Here is a 21082-nt window from a genome sequence, read left to right on the forward strand (position 1 = left end):
GATCAGCGGACCGGACACCACCGGCGACAAAAAGGTCTTCGGTGTGCCCGCGATTCGTTCTCCACGCCGACAACAATGCGCAATGGTAGGTAAATATTCGGCGGAAGTCAACGACTGTCACCGCCTGACAGCTCGTGCTACGGTCGGAAATCGAGCCGCAAGCAGCTCATCGATCTCCTGGGGGTGATCGTCGTGAACCAAGCGGAAACCGTCCTCACAAAGCGGCGGGTCTACGGATCTGTCCTCAGTCGCGCCAGCTATCTGCCGCTCGTATGGGGCTGCTTGCGCACTTACTGCGAAACGCAAACCGACCTGGCGGAAGCATACGACTTCCAGGAACCTTTCTTTCTTCCCGAGCAGGTCGCTTCCGCCGTCGACGAGATGACGTCGCCGTCGGTGTTCGCCGCGTCGTGTTATCTGTGGAATTTTCAGAAACAGATGCGACTGCTGGCGCGGGTGAAAGAACGCTTTCCTGATGTCGTGACCGTCGTCGGCGGTCCACATGTGCCGGATCTGGCCGCGAATTTTCTCACCGAGCACCCATACGTCGATTTCGCGATCCACAAGGAGGGCGAAATCCCGTTCGCGAGCCTCCTGCGCGAACTGCTCGTCCCGGAACCCGATTTCACCGCCGTGCCCTCGTTGTCGTGGCTCGACGAAGCGGGCACGTTCCGGCACACCCCGCTCGGCGGGCAGCTGCCGCGCGATATCGACGTGCCCAGCCCGTGGCTGTCCGGGACGATGGACGCCGCCATCGAGACCGCCGTACGCGCGAACCTGCCCGCCATCGCGTTGTGGGAGACCAACCGGGGCTGCCCGTACAGCTGCACGTTCTGCGACTGGGGCTCCAACACCATGTCGAAGGTACGCAAGTACGACGAGGACCGGCTGCACCAGGAGATCGACTACTTCGCGAAGAAGAAGATCCATTCGCTCATGTGCTGTGACGCGAACTTCGGCATTCTTCCCCGTGACGTCAAGCTCGCGCAGCACATCGTGGCCTCGCGGCAGGACGCGGGCTATCCCGCCAAGTTCGTCACCAGTTATGCCAAGAACGCGGCCGACCGGGTCTTCGAGATCAGCCGGATGTTCGTCGAAGCCGGATTGTCACGCGGGACCATCCTGGCCATGCAGAGCGGCACGCCCGAGGTACTGGAGTCGGTACGCCGGTCGAACATGCCGGCCGAACGGTACGAACAGCTCGCCGAAAGATTCCAGGACGCCGGCGTGCAGACCTACACCGAGGTCATCCTCGGCCTGCCGAGCGAAACCCCGGACTCCTTCATCAAGGGCCTCTGCCGGATGCTCGAAATGGGCATCCACGACGACATCATGATCTACGAATGCGCGGTGCTGCCGAACAGCGAACTCGGCACTCCCCTTTCGCGGGCGAAATGGGAACTGGACACGATCAGGCGCCGATACCTGCCCGATGACATCGAGATCATCGAGGTCGTCGTCGGGCACACCAGTATGAGCAGGCCGGACTGGGTCCAGATGTACTTGTTCGGCGCCACGGTCCAGTCCCTGCACAACCGCTCGCTGACCAACTTCATCGCCCGCTACCTCGACCGCGAGAAGCTCTTTCCCTACGAGGACTTCTACCGGACCGCCCGCGACGGCGCGCTCGCCGACGACGGCACGGTGTTCGGCCAGGCACTGGGGCGAGCCCGGCGGCTGCTCGAGCGGTATCTCACCGACCCGGACGTGCCCAACGAGGGCATGGTGCTGAGCCAGCCCGACATGGCGGAACTCGTCCGCGGCTGGGTACCGGAGAAGGATTCGTGGCTGCCTTACGAGTGGTGCTGGGGTTTCGTGCAGAACGATGTGGACCGGTTCTACACCGAACTGCGGCTCGAACTCGTCGCCAAGGGCGTGCGGTGGGACGAGCGGCTGGAGGACGTGTTCCGTTTCCAGCGGATGAGTGTGTTCGCGCTGTCCGACGACCGGGAGACCCGGGTCGAGCTGCTCGGCCACAACTGGGCGGAGTACTTCGACGGTGAACCGCTCGCCGCGGTGCCCACCGTCATCCGCTTCGACGCTCCGCACGATCGGATGACGTGATGGACGCGCCACCGCGGACGGCACCCGCCCCGGTGCCGTCCGGTGTGCTCGACCTGACCGCGCGGGAACCTGACGAGGTCGCGGTGCTCGACGCCGGCGGCACCTGGACCCGGCGGCAGCTCCTGGCGGGCGCACGCCAGGTTCAGACCGCGCTCGGGGCCGCGGGCTGCCAAGCCGGCGACGTCGTGGCAGTGGTGGCGAACGGTGCCGCCGGACTGGTCGCCGGACCACTCGGCGCCTGGCTCGCCGGGCTCTGCGTGGTCCCGGTCGACCCGGCCACCCCGGCCGCGCGGCTGGCCGCGTTGCTCGATCGGTGTGCGGCCCGCGCGGTGCTCGTCCACCGCGGCTCGGCCATGCCCCCGGCGCCGGGACGCACTGTCATCGAACTGCCGGACGGGCCGGGTGAGGTCGCCGCGACCGCCGTGGACAGCGGGTGCACCCCGACGGATCCGGCCTACGCCGTGTTCACCTCCGGTTCGACCGGTGCCCCGAAGGCGGCCGCGGTCGGGCACGCCGGTTTGGCCAGGCACGCCGAGGCGATCGTGAACCTGTTCGGTCTCGGCCCCGGCACCGTGACGCTCCAATTCGCGTCGCCTGGTTTCGACGTGGCGCTCGAAGAGGTCTGGCCGACCCTCGCCGCCGGCGGCAGGCTGGTGCTGCGGGACGGAGCGCTGTGGTCACCCCACGAACTGGTCGCCTTCTCCCGCGCGCACGGGGTCACCGACTGGCAACTACCCACCGCGTTCTGGGCCCAGCTCGTCCGCGACGCGCGCGCCGATCCGGCCTTGCGCCCGCCGGATTCGCTGCGCCTGGTGGTGATCGGGAGTGAAGCCGCCGCCACCGCGACCACGCGGCAGTGGCAGGCGAGCGCATTCGGAGCGGTCCGGCTGATCAACGGCTACGGGCCTGCCGAAGCGATCATCACGGCGACCGCGTACGAGGTCCCCCGGCCGCTGCCGCCGGATCTCGGGGTGACGCTGCCGATCGGCACGGCACTGCCCGGCAGGCGGACGATCGTGGTGGGCCCGGACCTGCGCCCGGTGCCGGACGGCGACCGCGGCGAGCTGTGCCTCGCGGGCGACTGCCTCGCCGACGGCTACCTCGGCGACGATCTGTCGACCGAGAGCCGGTTCGTGGAACTGCCGGGCTTCGGCAGGGCGTTCCGGACAGGCGACCTCGTGTCGGCCCGACCCGACGGTGTACTCGACTTCCACGGCCGGACCGACCGTCAGGTGAAGGTGTCCGGCGTGCGGATCGAACTCGGCGAAGTCGAGTCGGTATTGCGCGGCTGCCCCGGCGTGCTGGACGCGGTGGCCGGGCTCGACGACGGTCCCGGCCTTCCCGCCATCGCCGCGCATGTGCTCGCCGTCGACGGGAGGCTCGCGCCCGGGACGGTCAGAAACCATGCCGCACAACGGTTGCCCGCCGCGGCGCTCCCGCGCTCCGTGCGCATCTGCCGTCAGTTCCCCCTCACCCCCAACGGCAAGGTGGACCGCCGCGCCGTGCTCGCCACCGCGCGCCGAGCCGCCCTGCCGTCCCAACCCACCTCGGGAGGTCTCGCCGTGTCCCAGCCAGCACCCGGCGACGTCGATCCGGCCGTCGCCGCCGACACCAAGCTCCTCGATCGACTGGAGGAAGTGGCGGCCGGATCCGACACCGCGGCCGCCCGCGAAGCGCTCAACGGCCTTGCCGTCGCCCTGCGCGAAATCATGGCCGAGGGGGAACCCGCCGCCGTGCCCGGCTGGTTCGGTGTCGACGCCGAGAACGGCGTCACCCTCGAGGCCGAAGCCGGCGCCCGGCTCGGGAACGCGCTGTTCGGTGGCTCCGACGTCGAACACCTCGGCGCGGTCATCAAGGTGCTGCTCGCCGCGTGCGCGCGGTTGCGCCGGGTGGAAGGCGGCGTACCCGCCGGCGAGGCCCTCGCGCGGATCGCGGCGGTCCTCGTGCCGCTGCTCGAAGCCGCACGGGGTGGGTTGCCGCCCATCGTCGCGGAGACGGCGCTGCTGCTCAGCGTCACCGCCGACGAGCCGACACTGACCGACGACGGCTGCACCATGGTGCGCGAGGCACTCGCTTCGACCGTCCCGGGAGCGCACCGGGACGAGGCGCTGCGCGGATCGCTGGCGCTGGCCGCGCATCTGATGGCCGACGAGAAGTCGGTACCGGCCGGGCGGCGGCTGCTCGCCGTGGTGGCCGCCTTCGCCCGATCCACCCCGGCAGACGAAGCAAAACCCGCGGAGGAGCCGAAATGATCACCAGCCAGACGCTCGGCACCAGTACCCATCCGGCGAGTCTCGGCGGCCGGGCGAACCAGCAGGCCGTGCTGCTCGTCCGTGGCGCCGCCGCGGTGCTGCGCGCGGGGATCGACCTCGACCTGCTGCGCCGGGTGGCCGAGCGCCCCGAGGACGTCGACGCGGTCATGCGGCTGGTGCGCCAACCGGTCGGCTGAGCACTGGTCCACAGGCCGGGCAGCGGTGGTGATCTGGTCGGCGACGGGGGGTTGAGGTGAGCGGGACGGTGGATTGGCCCGAGCGGCTGCGCGACGTGACACCCGTGGCGACGCTCGGGCAGGGCGCACGGTGGCCGGAGCCGCCCGCCGGGCGGGTCCCCGCCCAAGCGGTGGCCATCCTGCGCCGGATCACCGGTGGCAACCCGGTCGGTGCGATGCTGGCGGGAGTCGCCGCGCTCAAGACGGTGCTGGCGCGGCTGCACGAAGCCGAGCGGGCCGCGGTCGTCATTCCCGCCCTGGGCGGCGAGGGTGAGTTCGCGCTCTGCGCGCCCGTCGACCTGCTGCGGCCGGCGCGGGAACTGCTGGCCGAGTTGCACACGGAGTGCGAAGCCGCGGCCCGAAAGCCTTGGACGGACCGTCCTGGCCTCGCCGACCTCCTGCCCCGCGGTGACTCCCTCGGCCAGCTGGGGTTGTGGTTCGAGGACGTGCACCGGGACACCGGCTTCTCCGAACCGCCGAGCCTGATCGTGCGCTTCCGTCGGGACAGCCGGTCGGCGGAGCTGCTGGTCACCGTCGAATCCGGGGATGGCACGGTACCGGCGGCCGCCTGGTCGCTCGCGACCGGCACGGCGACGGCCCTCGCCGCGATCCTGCGCCGGCCGCGTGACCCGCTGGCCGAACTCGGCCTGCTCGGCGAGCAACGCGCCGCCTTGCTCGCCGCCTCCGGACTGCCGGTCCCGGCCGCCTGGTCGCCGGTGACAGTGGTCGACCTGTTCGACGAGGCCGCCCGCCTCCACGGTGCACGCCCGGCCGTGCGGGACGAAACGGAAGAGCTGACGCACAGCGCGCTGAGGGACCTCGGCACCGCGGCGGCGAGCAGGCTGACGGCCGAACTGGGGTTGCGCCCCGGCGACCGGGTCGCGCTCCTGCTGGGCCGGGGCGTGAATCAGGTCGTGGCCATCATGGCGGTACTGCGCGCATCGGCTTGTTACGTGCCACTGGATCCCACCCATCCACCTGAGCGGATCCATACGTTGCTGAAGCTCAGCGGCTGCGTCGCGGTGATCCACGACGGCACCACGGCGATACCGGCCGGTGTCCGCGGGATACCGGTCGAGCTGCTGCTCGACACCGGGGCGTCCTCGCTCACGACACGACCGCGCCCCGGCGACGACGCCGTGCTGTTCTTCACTTCTGGCTCGTCCGGGACGCCCAAGCCGGTGCTGGTCCGGCACGACCAGCTCGCTCACAAGGCGCTCACCGCGGCCAGGTCGACCGGCATCGACCAGGACACGGTCTGCGCGCTGGTCTCGGCGCTCTCCTCGGACCAGACGGCGTACCACATCTTCGTGTCGCTGGTGGCCGGCGGCAGCGTGGTCACGGTGGGCAGGCCGGAAGAACTCGACCCCCGCGAGTTCTGGGCGCGGGTCGAACGACTCGGCGTCACCATGATCAATTGCGTGCCGAGCCTGCTCGCCGCGGTACTGGACGGACTGCCGGAGGCGCCACCCGGACGACGCGTGCCGATCCGGCACCTGTTCCTCGGCGGGGACGCCGTCCCGCGCGGTCTGCTGGCCAAAGCCATCGCAAGGCTGGACATCGGCATCTTCGGCAACATGTACGGGCCGACCGAAGCGACCATCGAATGTGTCAGCCTCGTCTGCCGCGGCGAGGAACTCGAAGACATGCGCTCCGTGCCGATCGGTGTGCCTTCCGCGGGCTATGGCGTGCTCATCTGCGGCCCCGACGGCGAGCCGGTGCCGCCCGGCGTCGCGGGGGAACTGGTCGTGCTCGGCCCGGCCGTCGCGAGCGGATACGTCGACGACGACGCGGCGACCGCCGAGCGCTTCCGCCCGCTCCCCCTCGCCCCCGAAACGCCGACCTTCCGTACCGGCGACTTCGCGCGCCGTCGTCCCGACGGCCGGATCGAGTTCCTCGGCAGACGCGACGCCCAGGTCAAGATCCGTGGCAACCGGGTCGAGACCGGTGAGGTCGAACATGTACTGGCGGCGGTGCCCGGCGTCTCCGCGGTCGCCGTGGGCTCCCGGCGGCTGCCCGACGGATCGGCCGCGATGATCGCGGGCTACGTCCTGTCGCCCGAGGCCGGAGACGAGACCCTCACACCGGCCCGGCTGCGCGAAAAGCTGGCGGCGGTGCTGCCTCCGTACATGGTGCCCGCCTCGATCGTCCGGCTTCCGGCGATCCCGACGACCGCTCACGGCAAGCTCGACGTCGCGGCGCTGCTCACCGCGGCCGAGAGCAACCGTCCTCGCTGGAACCCGGCGGATCCCACCGGCCGGATCGTGGTGCGGGCCTGGGCCGACGTGCTCGGCGGACCACCCTCCGGTCCCTCGGACGACTTCTTCGCGTCAGGTGGCCACAGCCTGGCCGCGGGCAGGCTCGCCGCACGGATCTGTGAACTCGCGGACTCCGACTGCGTCACGCTCCGCGCGGTCCTCAAGGAGCGGACGCCGGCCAAGCTGGTCGAAGTGGTGAAGGCCGCAGCCGGCACCAGCGCGCGGACCGACCACGCGACGGCCCGCTCCGGGCTAGACGGCGGCGGCCGCCTGCCCGCCAGTCCCGCGCAACGTCGGATGTGGTTTCTGGATCAGGCAGCGGAAGAAGACCTCCGGGTCTATCAGATGGTCGAGGCCTTCCGCTGGACCGTGCCGCTGTCGGCCGAGCGTGTGCGGCGTGCGGCGCACCGGATCCTCGCCCGGCATTCGGCGCTGCGGACGGTGCTCGAGCTCGACGGCGACCAGGTGTGGCAGCGTGTGTTGCCACCCACCGAAACCCCGGCGTTCCGCGTCGTCGACGCCACCACCGCGGATCCCGCCGCCGTGCTGCGCCGGCTGGTCCACGCCGAGCAACGCCGCCGGACCGGGCTGGCGGACGGGCCGTTGTTCCGCGCGTTCTGGCTCGACGAAGGCGACGGAGCCGGGACACTCGTACTGAGCGTCCACCACGCGGTGTGCGACGGCTGGTCGATCTCCGTGCTGCTGCGCGACATGAGCATCGAACTGGGCCTTCCGGGGATGAGCGCGCCGTCGGCGGCGGAGGTACTGCAGTACGCCGACCACAGCGAGCAACTCGCCCGGCGAGTGAGTGAACACGCCGCGGCGCACCGGGAATTCTGGAGCAGGACGCTGGCCGGGCTGCCGAGGCCGGATCTCCCGCTCGACCGGCCCCGGCCCGCCACGCGCAGCTCCGCGGGCGGCGCGGTGCGGATGCCGCTGCGGCAGTCCGCCGTTGACACGCTCCTGCGCTTGTGCGGTGCCGCGGGCACGACCGTCTTCACCGGTTTCGTCGCGGTCACCCGCGTACTGCTGCGCCAGCTCTGCGCCGAGGGAGACGTCCCGATCGGCACCGTGACGGCGGGCCGCGGCGAGCGTGCGCACGCCGACGCGGTCGGGCTGTTCGTCAACACGATCGTGCTGCGCACGCCGGTGGAGCCGCGGATGTCGTTTCTCGACGTGCTGGCCGCGGCACGCGACACCGCGCTCGTGGTCGCCGAACATGACGAATACCCGTTCGACACGGTGGTCTCCGAGCAGCGGACCCCGCGGACGGCAGGGCGGAATCCGCTGTTCGACGTGCTGGTCGAGCAGGCGTTCTCCGGTATCGCGGCGATCAGCGGGACCTCCGCGTCCGTGGTGGCCGCGACGGGCATCGAACCCGAGACGGCCGACTTCGACCTCGTGTTCAGCCTCGAATGCCCTCAGCGTCCCGGCGACCCAGCCACCTTGTGGGCCGGATTCCGCTCGGACGTTTTCGACCGGCACAGCGTGGAAGGCTTCGCCGAGCAGTTCACCTGGTTGCTCGACCGGCTGACGACCGCGCCGGAGGCGCCGATCGGCTCGGTGGTGACCCTGCCACCGGAACGGCTTCGCCCGCTGCTCGACCGAGCGGGCCAGGCTCCTCTCGCCGAAGCCGACCAGAAGACGCTTCCCGCGTTGTTCGCCGAACAGGTGCGCCGGACCCCCGGCGCACCTGCCCTGCGATCCGGCGGAACCCTGCTGTCGTACGCCGAACTCGACCTCCGGGTGACGGCGCTGGCCTCGCGGCTGGCCGCGGCGACGAAGGTCGGCCCGGATCGGGTGGTCGGCGTCCTGGCGGAGCGGACGGCCGACACGATCGTGGCCTTGCTCGCCGTCCTGCGTTGCGGTTCGGCGTTCCTCCCACTGGACCCGGCGCTCCCCGCCGCCAGGATGGCCCACCTGCTGACACTGGCCGGCGCCGAAGCCTTCGTCACCGCGCGAGCGGACGAACCGGAGCTGCCCGGCCGCTGGAACGGCACGATCCTGCACACCGGTTCCGCTTGGTCCGGCGAGCCGCTCCCGCCGGCCGAGCCGACGTCGCACGACCTCGCCTACGTGGTGTTCACCTCGGGCTCGACGGGTTCCCCCAAGGGAGTCATGATCGAGCACCGGGGCATCGTCAACACGGTGCGGTTCCGGACCGCGCACTACGGACTCGGTCCCGCCTCCGCGGTGCTCGGTGTGTCACCGGTCCATTTCGACACCGGCATCAGCGATGTGTTCAGCGCGCTCACCTCCGGTGCCCGCTACGTGCTGCCGTCGCGGGAACAGGTCCTCGATCCGGTCCTGCTCGCCGCCGAGGCCGCGGATGTCACGCAGATGGTCATCGTCCCCAGCCTCTACGAGGCGCTGGTCGATCAGCTGTCGCTCCGGCCGGGTGCCTTGCGGCAGGTCGTGCTCGCCGGCGAGCCGCTCACCCGGGTACTCGCCGACCGGCATGCCGAGGCACTCCCCGAAGTCGCCCTGTACAACGAATACGGGCCGACCGAGGACAGCGTCTGCAGCACCGTGCACCGCCTCCGGCCCGGCCGGGGGCCGGTCACGATCGGCAAGGCCATCGCGGGCAAGGTCGTCGATCTGCTCGACGCCGACGGCAAGCCGGTCCCGGACGGGGTGCCCGGCGAGATCCACCTCGGCGGCGCCGGGCTCGCGCGAGGTTATCTCGGCGATCCCGGCCTCACGTCCTCCCGGTTCGTGCCGAACGGATACCGTCCGGGCAGGCTCGCCTATCGCACGGGAGACCTCGCCCGCCGGTTGCCCGACGGCTCGCTCCATTTCCTCGGCCGGGCCGACGACCAGGTCAAGATCCGTGGCCAGCGGATCGAACCCGGGGAGATCGCCGCCGTCCTGCGCGAGCTGCCGGGAGTACGGCACGCCGCCGTCGTGGTGGTGCCCGACCGGCGGGGGGACCCGTCGCTCGCGGGATTCGCCGTCGGCGGCCCGGCCCTCGACGCCGCCACCATGCGAGCGTTTCTCGCCGCCCGGCTGCCTGCGGCCTTCGTCCCGGCTCGCCTCACGCGGCTCGACGCGTTCCCGTTGACCAGCAACGGAAAACTGGACCGGAGGGCACTGGCCGGACTGGTCTCGGACTCGGACGTCGGAAACGACGCCGGTGCGGGTTGGTCCGAACTCGAGCAGGAAGTCGCGCAGGTCTTCGCGGAAGCACTCGGTCGCCCGGTGCCCCGCCGGGACGCCGGTTTGTTCGACCTGGGCGGGCACAGCCTCAGCGCCGTGTACATCGCCGCCGCTCTCGGCGACCGGACGGGCCGCAGGGTCCCGGTGCGAACGGTTTTCGAGCACCAGACGCCTGAAGCGATGGCAGCCTGGCTGGACCGGCGCGGCATACCCGCCGGAGGCGCCACCGTGGCGGCCGCTCCCCCGGTGTCGTCGAGGAGAACCGGCGCGTTCCCGCTCAGCCACACCCAGCGCCAGGTGTGGTTCACCAGCCGGAGCGGCCCGGCCGCGATGGTCATCGTCGACTCGGTGAACTCTGGTGAACGGCTCGGCAGGCGGCCGCTGGAGCGTGCCATCGACCAGGTGCTGGCTCGGCACGAGGTGCTCCGCAGCCGGATCCGGTCCGACGGGGCCGCTCTCCGGCACGAGGTACTCGAACGATGGCACGCGCCGATACTCGTGGTGCCGGATCCGGCCGGAGCGTCCGGGCAGGAATGGGTAAGGCACGAAGCGTCCATCGCCAGGCGCTCGGTGCTCGATACCGCCACCGGCCCCCTCGTGCAGTTCCGTTTGCTGCGTGGTGCGGCCGACGACGGCACCGACGTCCTGCTCTTCGCGGCGCATCACGTCGTCTGCGACGCGGTGGCGATGGCCGTGGTGATCGACGAGCTGTTCTTCTGTTACCGGAGCGCGCTCCAAAACCGGCAGGCGGAGCTACCCGATCCCGCACTGGACAACCGGGAGTGGGTGGCACAGGAACAGGAATGGCTCGAAGGACCCGAAGCGGCGCAGTCCCTGGAGTACTGGCGCCGCACCTTGGCGGGCCTGCCTGCACACCCCTGCCCCGATCTGTCCGGAGGACGGCAGACGACGGGACGTGGTCCGGCACGGGTGTGCCGGCGGAACGTCACGGTGGCGCCCCGAGGGGGCTTCGCGGCACTCGTCGCCGCCCTCGCCACCGTGCTGCACCGCCGCACCGGTGGCACGGACCTCGTCCTCGGCTGCCCGGTCAGCCACCGCACGAGGCCGGAGCTCGAACGCGTCGTCGGCAGCCTGGTGAACGCCGTTCCCCTGCGGCTCCGGTTCGCGAGTTCCGCCACGGTGGGCGAACTCGTCGGGCACACCCGGCAAGTGCTCGCGGACGCGCTCGATCACGCCCGGTTGCCCTTCGACGTCCTGCTCCGGCGCGGCGGCCCGCTCGTCCGCCCCGCCGGTGGCCTGCTCCGGATGGGGGTCAGCTGGGAGGACCTCGACCCGCGTACCCATCGAGGGGGCGTCGAGCTGCGGATGGACGAACTGGCCCCCGAAGACATCGAAGCCACGAACGACGTCTGGGTCTTCGCCCGCTCCCGCGAGGCGGGGCTGCTGGTCGAGCTCGCTTACGACACCACCCGGATCGAGGACACGCTCGCTTCCGCGCTGATCGACGATCTGGTCGCGGTACTGGACGAGCAGGTCACCGATCCCGGACGGCCGATCGGCCGTCCCGAGCCCGGCGCCAGTGCCCCGGGCGCCCGTCGCCGAAAGGTGGAGCACCGACCGTGACGACCATCGAGACCCGGTCCTTCCTGCCCCTCACCACGCTGCGGCCGCGACGGGCCACCGTCGAACCCGGCGCCGGTGATCCCGTATCCCTCACGCTGTCCGCGGCCGCCTCGGGCGGGCTGGCCGCCGCGGCACCGCGGTCCGGCGACGGCGAGCTGGCGGTGCTGGCCTGCGCGACGGGACTCGTGATCGCGGCCGCCGAGTACACCCGCCACGCCACGGTGCTCGTGCTCGGTCTCGCCGGACCCATCGCCTGTGCCGTCGAGGCCGACGGGCGAGCGGTCTCCGCCATGGTCGCCCGAATCCTGGAAGACGGGCGGGAAGCCGACCGGGAGAGCCTCGCGGTACCCGGTTCCGTCCAGGTGGCGGTCACCGGCGTGAACGACGAAGACGTGGCGGAGCACGCGATCCGGATCATGCTGACCGGCGACCGCCTGCTCGCCGAATTCGATCCGCACCAGGTCGACCGCTGGTTCGCCGAGGTCCTGCTGCGCTCGGTGGACACCGCGCTGGCGGCGTTCGCCGAACCGGACCTCCCGCTGGCCGAGGTACCGGTGGCGGCGGCGGCGGATGTCGCCGCGGCGCGCCGCGCGGCCTGGTCCGCGTACGAAGACGCGTCGCCGACGACGCTGCTCGGCCCGATACGGGACGCGACCCTCGCGAATCCCGGCGCCGTCGCCGTCCGCTACGGCGGGAAATCGGTGACCTACGCCGATCTGTGGGCGGCGGCGGGCCGGATCGCCCACCGGCTGGGCGCCGAGGGGATCGGCCGTGGTGACCGGGTCGCCCTGCTCGCCGACAAATCGTGGGAAGCGATCGCGGCACTGCTCGGGATCCTGGGCACCGGAGCCGCCTATGTACCACTGGACGCCCAATCCCCCGCCGCGCGCCTCGCGTCGATCGTCACCGGAGCCGGCTGCCGGGTGCTCGTGGCGGAGCCCGCGCTGGCGGGCCTCGGCCATGAGCTGCGTGAACGCCAGGCCGCGGCGGGTGAAGACTCAACGCGGGTGTTCGGCATCGACGAACTCGCCGCGGGCGCCGACCTGGCGGACTTGTCCGCCGTCCCCGGCGACCCCGCCTACGTGATCTACACGTCGGGGTCCACCGGAGCCCCGAAAGGGGTGGTGGTCAGGCATCAGGCGATCTCCGGCTACGTGCGCTGGAAGCTGGGCTTCCACGACCTGGACGCTACGACCAGGCTGCTGCAGATCCCGTCACTCGCCTTCGACAGCTCGGTGTCGGACGTGTTCTCGGTGCTGGCCGCCGGTGGTGAGCTGATTCTCGTCGACGCGCACGCCAAGCTGGACCCGCGGCGCGCCGCCGCGCTCGTGCGGGCACACGGCGCCACGCATGTCACCCTCGTGCCGAGCCTCTACCGGGTACTCCTGCCCGCCCTGGCCGGTGCGGGCGATTCACTGCGGCTGGTGACCGTTGCCGGTGAGACGACCACGCACGACCTCGTCCGCGCCCATCACCGGGCACTGCCGCACGCCCGGCTGGTCAACGAGTTCGGGCCCACGGAGAACTCGATCGGCGCGACCGCCTTCGACCACCGGCCGGAGTCGGGGCCGGGACGGCCGGTCGGCAGGCCGATCAGCAACACCGTCCTCCGGGTGACCGGCCACGACGGCCGCCTCGTTCCCGCGGGGTTCGTCGGCGAGGCGTGGTTGTCCGGTCACGGGCTCGCCGACGGCTATCTCGGCGATCCCGCCCTCACTTCGCAGGCGTTCGTCAGCGACCCCGACACCCCGTTCGGCCGGTCGTACCGGACCGGAGACCTCGTTTGGTGGCGCGCGGACGGCGTACTCGAATTCGCGGGCCGCAAGGACGATCAGGTCAAGATCCGCGGGCGGCGCATCGAGCTGGGCGAGGTGGAACACGCGCTCTGCCGGCTGCCGCGGATCCGCACGGCGGTCGCCGTGGTGGCGCCCGACGCGCAAGGCGAGAACCGGATCGTCGCGTTCGCGGAAGGTCACGAGCTGAGCGCTCCCGAGGTGCTGGCGGCGTTGCGGACGGAACTTCCCCGGGCCATGACGCCGTCGCAGCTGGTCGTACTCGACCGGCTGCCCCGCTCCATCAGCGGGAAGATCGACCGCGAAGGTCTACTGGCCCGGATCCCTCAGGCCGGGCCGGGCGGTACGGCCGAGACGCCGTCCGCTGTCTCCGACCCACTGCTCGGGACCGTCATCGGTGCCGTCGCGACCGTACTTCAGATCGACGAGGACGGTATCGGCGCCGACGACGACTTCTTCGCGCTCGGCGGGCACAGCCTCCTGGTCATCGACCTGATCGCCGAGCTGACCGAGCGACTCGGGGTCTCCCCCGACCTCGACACCATGTTCTCCGCGCCGAGTATGCGGGCGATGGTGGCGGCCTGCCGGGACGCCGGAGCCGAACCGGCGGCCGGGACTCCTGCCCCCGGACCGGCCGCTGGACCGCCGGTCGAACGGTTCCCGTTGTCCCCGGCGCAACGCCGGATGTGGATCCAGGAGCAGCTCGAACCGGATCAGCGCCCGGTGCGCCAGTTGCTGGAGGCGTTCTGGCTCGACGGCCCGCTCGGCGAGACGGAACTCAGTGCCGCGCTGACCGCCGAGGCAGCCGCCTCCGCGGTGCTGCGTACGGTATTCGAGACCGTGGAAGGCAAACCCTGGCAACGGATCCTGCCACCGGCTGCGGTGCCGATCCGGGTACTCGACACGGGTGGCACCGACCGGGCGGAGGCGGAGGAGCTCCTCCGGACCGAAGCGGCGCGGCCGTTCGATCTGGCCTCCGAGCCACCCCTGCGGGCCTATCTGGTCCGGCTCGCCGACGACAGCCTGCTGCTCGGCCTGCTGCTGCACCACATCGCCTGTGACGGCGAGTCCGCGGCGGTGTTCACCGACCGGCTGTTCCGCCGCATCGCCGCGCACCGGAGCGGAACGCCCGCGCCTGAAGCACCCGATCTACGGTTCGTCGACCACCTGGTCGCCGACCGGCCGGACCGGGTGAAACAGGCCGACGCGGACAGGCACTACTGGCTGACCCGGCTCACCGAACGCCCGCCGTTCCCGCATCTGCCCGCCGACGGCACCCGAGGCGGCCGCCATGGTCCGGCGGGTACCGCCCGAGGCGAACTCGACCACGACGCGAGCCGACAGCTCCGCTCTCTCGCGGCCCGCCACGGGACGACCGTGTTCACGGTGGTGCTGGCCGCCGCGGCGCGCCTGGTGAACCGGCTGACCGGAATGGGGTCCGTCACGCTGGGGACACCGGTGAGCGGGCGGGGCGATCCCGCGTTACGGGGGGTGCTCGGCCCCTTCCTGAACACCGTCGTGCTCCGGGTGGATCCGCCCGTCGGCGCCCCGTTCGAGGGACTGCTGACGCACTGCCGTGACGTGGTGCGCGAGGCGATGGTGCACCGTTCGCTCCCGTTCGACGAACTCGTCGAGGCGATCCCCGGCGCGCGTGACGGCGGCCGGACGCCGCTGTTCACGGTGATGCTGACCATGGACGAGGCAGGGGCGGCGGGCACCGCGCCGTCGTTCGACGCCGGCGCCGGTGTGCGGGGGCGCCGGGCGCTGATCACGCCGGAGACGACCGAGTTCGAGCTGAGCCTGCACGCGGACAACTCCGGCGAGCGGATCGGCCTGATCATCGAATTCGACACGACGCTCTTCTCCGCGGCGAACGTCGAACGAATGCTGGGGTTGTGGCAGTGGCTGCTGACCGACCCGGCCGCGCCGGACAAGGATTCCGCACTGCCTCCGGTCCAGCTCGGCGCGCTGGCGGATTGGGCAGCATCGAGCGCGCCACCCTCTGCGATCATCGACCCGGCCGGGCGGCTCGTTCCGGCGGGCGTCACCGGCGAACTGGTCACGCTCGCGGTGGATCCCCCTGTCCATGGGGAAAATCTCGTCGCGTCGGCGACGACCGGCACCGCTTCCGGTCGTCGTGCCCGGTGGAGCGACGAGGGTGAACTGGTCTTTCGCGGGCACACCGCCGACCTGACGGCCGACGCGTACGGGCCGGTCGATCCGGCAGAGGCCGAATCCGTGCTCGCCGACCATCCGGCGGTGGCCGCGGCCGCCGTGTTCGGTGTGCCGGAAGGCGGCCTCGTCGCGGTGGTCGTCCCGCGCCATGGCCGGACGGCGATCCCCGACGAACTCCGGAACCATGTCCGATCCCGGCTTCCGGTCCGGCTCAGCCCTGGACGGATCGTCGTCGCGAGCGAAGACATTTTGCGGGCCGGAGTGATCGACCGCGCGTCGGCACGGGCGGCGTACGCGCTCGCCGACGGGGCGGTGGAGCAGGCGGCGGGCAGTCCCGACGCCGTCACTTCGGTCGTCGCCGACTTGATGGCCGAGGCGCTGGGCATGCCCGTGTTCGGGCCGTACGAGGACTTCGTCGCCGCGGGTGGGAGTTCGCTGGCCGCCGTCGCGGTCGCGACCGGAATCCGTGCCCGCCTCGGCACCGCGCTCTCACCCTCGGCGGTGTTCGAGTCGCGCAGCCCCGCCGCGCTCGCCCCGATGGTCCGGGCAGGCTGGCCGGCGGCGGGTCCCGGCTCGATGCCGAGCAGTCCCGGCGGCATGCCGTTCCCGCTCACCGCGGATCAGGCGGACATCGTGGAGAACCTCGCGAGGCACGTGAATCCGGCGGCGTTCGCACTGCTCGAACTCATCGACGTCGGCTCGGTCCATCCCGCGACCGTCCGGGCGGCGGTACGCGACGTGTTCGTCCGGCACGACCTCCTGCACGCCCGGCTCGCGCCCGGTCCCGACGGCACGCCGCACTGGTGGCCGTCCGACGTGCCGGGTGTCGTGTGGGAAGGGTTCGACGACCTCTCCGCCGCCGGTGCCGGGCAAGCAGAAGCCCTGCACGCACTCGTGACTCGCGACGTCGGCGCCGAACTCGAGCTGACGGCGGGCCGGGTGGCCCGTGCCAGGCTGGTCCGGCTCGGTGGTGGCGGTCAGGTACTGGTGCTCGTGGTGCATCACGTCGTGGTCGACGGCACCGCGTCCCGGCTGCTCGTCGAACAGATCCGCGCCGAACTGAGCGGAACGCCCCGGCCACAGGCACCTTCGGCGTCCTTCGCCGACTGGGCCTGCTTTCAGCGCGACCGGTCGGTGACCGACGGTTTCGCCGTCGAGATCGCACATTGGCGGCGTCGCTGCCACGGCGCGCCGGGTCCCGACGCGCTCGCCCCCGACGCACCCCGGATTTCGGCCGAAGCGGTCCTGCCCGAACATCGGCGGTTCCGCTGGACGGGAGATCCGGGAATCCGCGCCCGCGCCGTCGCCGCGTCATCGGGCTGCACTCCCTTCATGGTCCTGCTGGGCGGGCTCGTGTCCGCGCTGCGCGCCGGGTCGGCGCCGCCCGAGGTCTGGCTGGCGACCACGGTCAGCCAGCGTGACCGCGCGGAGCTGGCGGGCACCGTCGGACTCCTGTCCACGACCGGGGTGCTCCGGATCGAGCTGGACGACGAACCGGACTTCGGCGAAGTGCTGCGGCGGGTACGCCGCGAACTGCTCGACGCGCACGCGATGGCCGGCGCGCCGTTCCGGGTGGTGGCCGACGCGCTGCGGGCCGACGGCACTTCCCCCGACGAGCTGGCCAGGATCCTGGTGATCGCGCAGGACGACCTCCCGTCCGCCGAGGCCGTGGACGAGCTGCTCGGGGACCACACGGTGACCCGCCCGGTCGCGACCGCCTACGACCTCGTCGTCTCGCTCGGCCTGTCCGGCGACGAAGTGGACGGATCGGTGATCTACAAGGGAGAGCTGTTCGAAGACGCCACCATCGACGCTTTCCTGCGCCGCTACGAGGAGACAGTGCGTTCTTGGCCCGCGGGCCAGGAGGGTGGGCCCCGATGAGCACGTTGCTGGATGCCCTGCTGCCGGGGAGTTCAGCGCCCGGGATCCGGCCAGGACGCTGTGCCGTCGAAGTGCCCTGTGCGGTACCGGAATCCACCGACGCCGCGGCGGCGGCTGTGCTGGGCGCGGTGAGCAGGCTCACCGGCCTGGCCACGGTGACGGTCGAGCGGGACGGCGCGGTCGCCGAAATCGAGATACCCCCGGACGCCACGGTGGCCGGGCTGCTCGGGAACCTACACGCCGCGGAGTTCCACGCGGGGCCCGGCGCCGGTCCGCGGATCGCCGTCACCGAAGGCAGGGTGGACGCCGCCGAAGGCATCGAGTTTTCGGTCGCCCTGCTCCGGCCGGGAACGCTCGCGCTCGCGGTCCCGGTCACGGGGCCCGGGGTGCCGTCGGCGCTGACCGGGCTCGCCGAACGGCTCGCACGGGCCGTGTCCGCGCTCGCGGACACGGCCGATCCCCCGATCCGCGAACTGCCGCTGCTCACCGAGCGGGAACGGCTCCTGCTGACCGTCGAGCTGAACGACACCGCGCGCCCCGTCCCCGAGGTGACCGCGCTGGAGCTGCTGCGGGCACGCGCGGAGGCCGACGCCGACCGGCTCGCGGTGCGCTGCGACGCGGGTGAGCTGACCTATCGGCAGCTCTGGCACGCCGCGGCGTGCCTTTCCGACGATCTTTCGGCGCTTGGCGTCCGCCGCGGCGTTCTGGTCCGTGTCTGCCTGCCCCGTGGCCGGGAGCTGGTGGTCGCCTGGCTCGGGATCTGGCTCGCCGGCGGGGTGTGCGTGCCGCTGGATCCCGGCTATCCGGCCGAACGGCTGAACAGGCTGATGACCGAGACCGGTGACGGTCCGGTGCTGGTCCCGCCGGGCTCGGACCTGCCCGGTGCCGTGATCGACCTGGCCGAGCTGCTCGGCCGCGTCCGAGTGGGCGAACCACGGGCGGACCACGCCCCGCCCGCGCCGGACGACCTGGCCTACGTCATGTTCACCTCCGGTTCCACCGGCCTGCCGAAGGCGGTCGGGATCCGGCACCGCAATCTGGTGAACCTCCTTGTCACCACCGGCCCGGACTTCGGGCCCCGAACCGGCGAACGGTCGTTGCAGTTCGCCAGCCCCAGCTTCGACGTGTCCGTATGGGAAATCTTCACGGCCCTGTCGGCGGGAGCGACGGTCGTGCCCTTCGACCGCGAAGGCGTTTCCGCGCGGACGCTGGCCGATTTCGTCGGACGGCACGAGGTGTCGACCGTCTTCCTGCTGGCCGCACTGCTGGTGCACCTGGATCCGGCGTCGTTCCCCGGCGTGCGCACCGTCGTCACCGGCGGCGACTGCTCACACCAGGCGCTGGCCGACCGGTGGCAACCGGGCAGACGGCTCGTCTACGTCTACGGTCCCACCGAGGCGACCGTGTTCCAGTCCTGGCACTTCTGCCCGGCGGGTGCCGGCGAGCCGTTCCCCACGATCGGGAAACCCATGCCGAATCTCCGGTACCACGTGCTCGACCGCATGGGCGCGATCACCGTGCCCGGCGCGATCGGCGAACTCGTGGTCGGGGGCGCCGGGGTCGGGGCGGGCTACCTCAACCGGGCCGACACGGACGCGTTCGGGACCGAGCCGTTCCCCCCGTCCGCACCGGCCTACCGGACGGGGGATCTGGCCAGCTATCGACCCGACGGCCGGATCGACTTCCGCGGCAGGGCCGACAACCAGATCAAGATCCGAGGCTTCCGCGTCGAACTCGGCGAGGTGGAGGCCGCGCTCGCCGCCGTATGCGGTGAGGCCTCCGCCGTCGTCGTGGCCCATCGGCGTGACGACGGCGAAACACTGCTGGTCGGCTATCGCACCGGTGACGTACCGGACGCCGACGCGGTGCGTGCCGCCCTCGCCCGCAAGCTGCCCTACTACATGGTCCCGGCCGCGCTCGTCACCGTCGGCGAGCTGCCGATGACCCCGCACGGCAAGGTCGACAGGGCGAAGCTCGCCGCGGCGGCACCCCCGGCTCCGGCGAGCACACCTGACAATCGCACCGACGCGCTCGGACGGCTCGTCCTCGCCGGGATGGCCGCCGTGCTCGGTGACCCGGAGTTGACGCCGGGGTCCGACTTCTTCCGCGCGGGCGGGCACAGCCTGGCCGCCGCCGAGCTGGCCGCGCGCCTTTCCGCCGAACTCGGCGTCCCGGTACTGGCACGGGACATCTTCGAATGCCTGACGCCGTCGCTCCTGGCCGCGCGGCTCCGCGACCGCGACACCGGCGTACCGCCCGGCGGCGACGCGGACGAGGAGCCCGACCTCGCGGGCTGGCTGTGGCGGGCCCGCCAATCCCAGCCCGACGGCAGCACCGCGTACACGGTCCCGCTGTTGCTCCGCGGTACCGGGACGGTTCGGCCCGAGCGGCTGGCCGCCGCGCTGCGCGAGCTTCAGCGCCGGTATCCGGTCACCACGCGGGCCTATGTCGAAGAGCGTGGCGAGCTCAGGATCGTCCGCGCCGCGCGGCGTGCCGAACTCGAAGTCGTCGATCTCACCGGCGAACCCGCCGGGCTCGACGCCGCGGTGGCGGCCAGGGTGCGCGAACCGTTCGACCCGGAGACCGGCCCCCTCCTGCGGGTGACCTGGTTCGGCCTGGGGCCCGCGGCCTGGGCGTTGCTGCTGATGGCGGATCACCTGATCTGTGACGGGCCCAGTCTCCCCGTGTTCACCGAGTTCCTGCTCCGCCGGCACGACTTCCCCGATGCACCGACGGAGTCGGTGCCGGAACCGAAGGTCACCGTTTCCCGGCGACAGATGCACGCCGCAGAACGCTACTGGGCCGAACGGCTGGCCGTTCCGCCGCGCCCCTTGCGACTGCCCACGGATCGGCCGCGCCGGCCGGGTGACCGGCGCCGCGCGGCGGGCACGACGATCGAACTCGATTCCCGGACCGCCGCCGCACTCACCGGTGCGGGGCCGGGCCGCAGCCCGTTCGCCCTCGCCGCCGCGGCGGTCGCGATCGCACTCGCAAGACGATGCGACGCGAGCGAAGTCTGTCTCGGTACCGCTGTCGACCGGCGACCGTCGCTGGGCCTGATCGGCGCGGCCGGCTGCCTGGTGTCCACGGTTCCGGTGCGGATCCCGACCACGGCGGACACCGTCACGGAAGTACTCGCCGCGACCTCCGAGAGCGTGATCGGAGCGGTGGACCACGCGCAATTTCCTTTCGACCGCCTGACCGCACTGCTCGATCCACCCCGCGTCCCCGGACGCACTCCGTATTTCGACGTGTGGGTGACTCTCTACGACGAAGTCCGGGTCGGCGAGCCATCGGTTCCCGGTCTGTCCGTGACGGGCGCGCCCATTCCGCCGTCCGATACGCTTTTCGATCTTTCCTATCAATTCTGCCGACATGCGGACGGTTGCCGTCTCCTCGTCCAGTACGACCGCGATCTGTATCGGGAGGAAACTGTCCGTGACCTCATGAACGAAACTCTGGCCGCTTTGTCTCAACTGATCGGGCAACCTGATACTTCCTTGCACGGCACGGTGGAGACGAGGCGAGGCCATACGGAAAGCAGGCCACTCTTCGCGGGCTTTCAGTTCGATTGACCGGCCGACGGCAAACCGATTACCTTGACCTCACGACAATTTCGTGCAATTCTTTGAATGCCTTTGCCCGTGCTATTCGATGTAGCGGAAGGGAGGGTCATGGAGCAG

6 protein-coding genes are annotated in these 21082 nt (G+C 71.5%); all 6 read left to right on the plus strand.

Annotation, left to right across the window (positions count from 1 at the left end; all coding sequences use genetic code 11):
- The first annotated feature begins 192 nt into the window (after positions 1–192).
- The 6 genes from ACZ6DT_RS12500 (at position 193) to ACZ6DT_RS12525 (ending at position 20974) form a co-directional block, all read left to right on the plus strand.
- Positions 193–2064 carry a B12-binding domain-containing radical SAM protein gene (locus ACZ6DT_RS12500; RefSeq protein WP_465592841.1) on the plus strand — a complete coding sequence of 624 codons (1872 nt, stop codon included), beginning with the start codon at positions 193–195 and terminating at the stop codon, positions 2062–2064.
- Positions 2064–4316 carry an amino acid adenylation domain-containing protein gene (locus ACZ6DT_RS12505; protein ID WP_465592844.1) on the plus strand — a complete coding sequence of 751 codons (2253 nt, stop codon included), beginning with the start codon at positions 2064–2066 and terminating at the stop codon, positions 4314–4316. The genes ACZ6DT_RS12500 and ACZ6DT_RS12505 overlap by 1 nt, the downstream gene beginning before the upstream one ends.
- A complete protein-coding gene (locus ACZ6DT_RS12510) occupies positions 4313–4513 on the plus strand; it encodes a hypothetical protein (protein ID WP_465592847.1) in 201 nt (66 codons plus the stop codon). The genes ACZ6DT_RS12505 and ACZ6DT_RS12510 overlap by 4 nt, the downstream gene beginning before the upstream one ends.
- Before the next feature lie 68 nt (positions 4514–4581).
- Positions 4582–11550, plus strand: a complete 6969-nt coding sequence (locus ACZ6DT_RS12515) for an amino acid adenylation domain-containing protein (protein ID WP_465592850.1) — start codon at positions 4582–4584, stop codon at positions 11548–11550.
- Positions 11547–17399 (plus strand): amino acid adenylation domain-containing protein, encoded by a 5853-nt coding sequence (locus ACZ6DT_RS12520; RefSeq protein ID WP_465592853.1) that lies wholly within the window; start codon positions 11547–11549, stop codon positions 17397–17399. Before ACZ6DT_RS12515 ends, ACZ6DT_RS12520 begins: the two co-directional genes overlap by 4 nt.
- Positions 17396–20974 (plus strand): amino acid adenylation domain-containing protein, encoded by a 3579-nt coding sequence (locus ACZ6DT_RS12525; RefSeq protein ID WP_465592856.1) that lies wholly within the window; start codon positions 17396–17398, stop codon positions 20972–20974. The genes ACZ6DT_RS12520 and ACZ6DT_RS12525 overlap by 4 nt, the downstream gene beginning before the upstream one ends.
- The last annotated feature ends 108 nt before the right edge of the window (positions 20975–21082 follow it).

This window comes from Amycolatopsis sp. NPDC041971 (genome assembly GCF_055588925.1).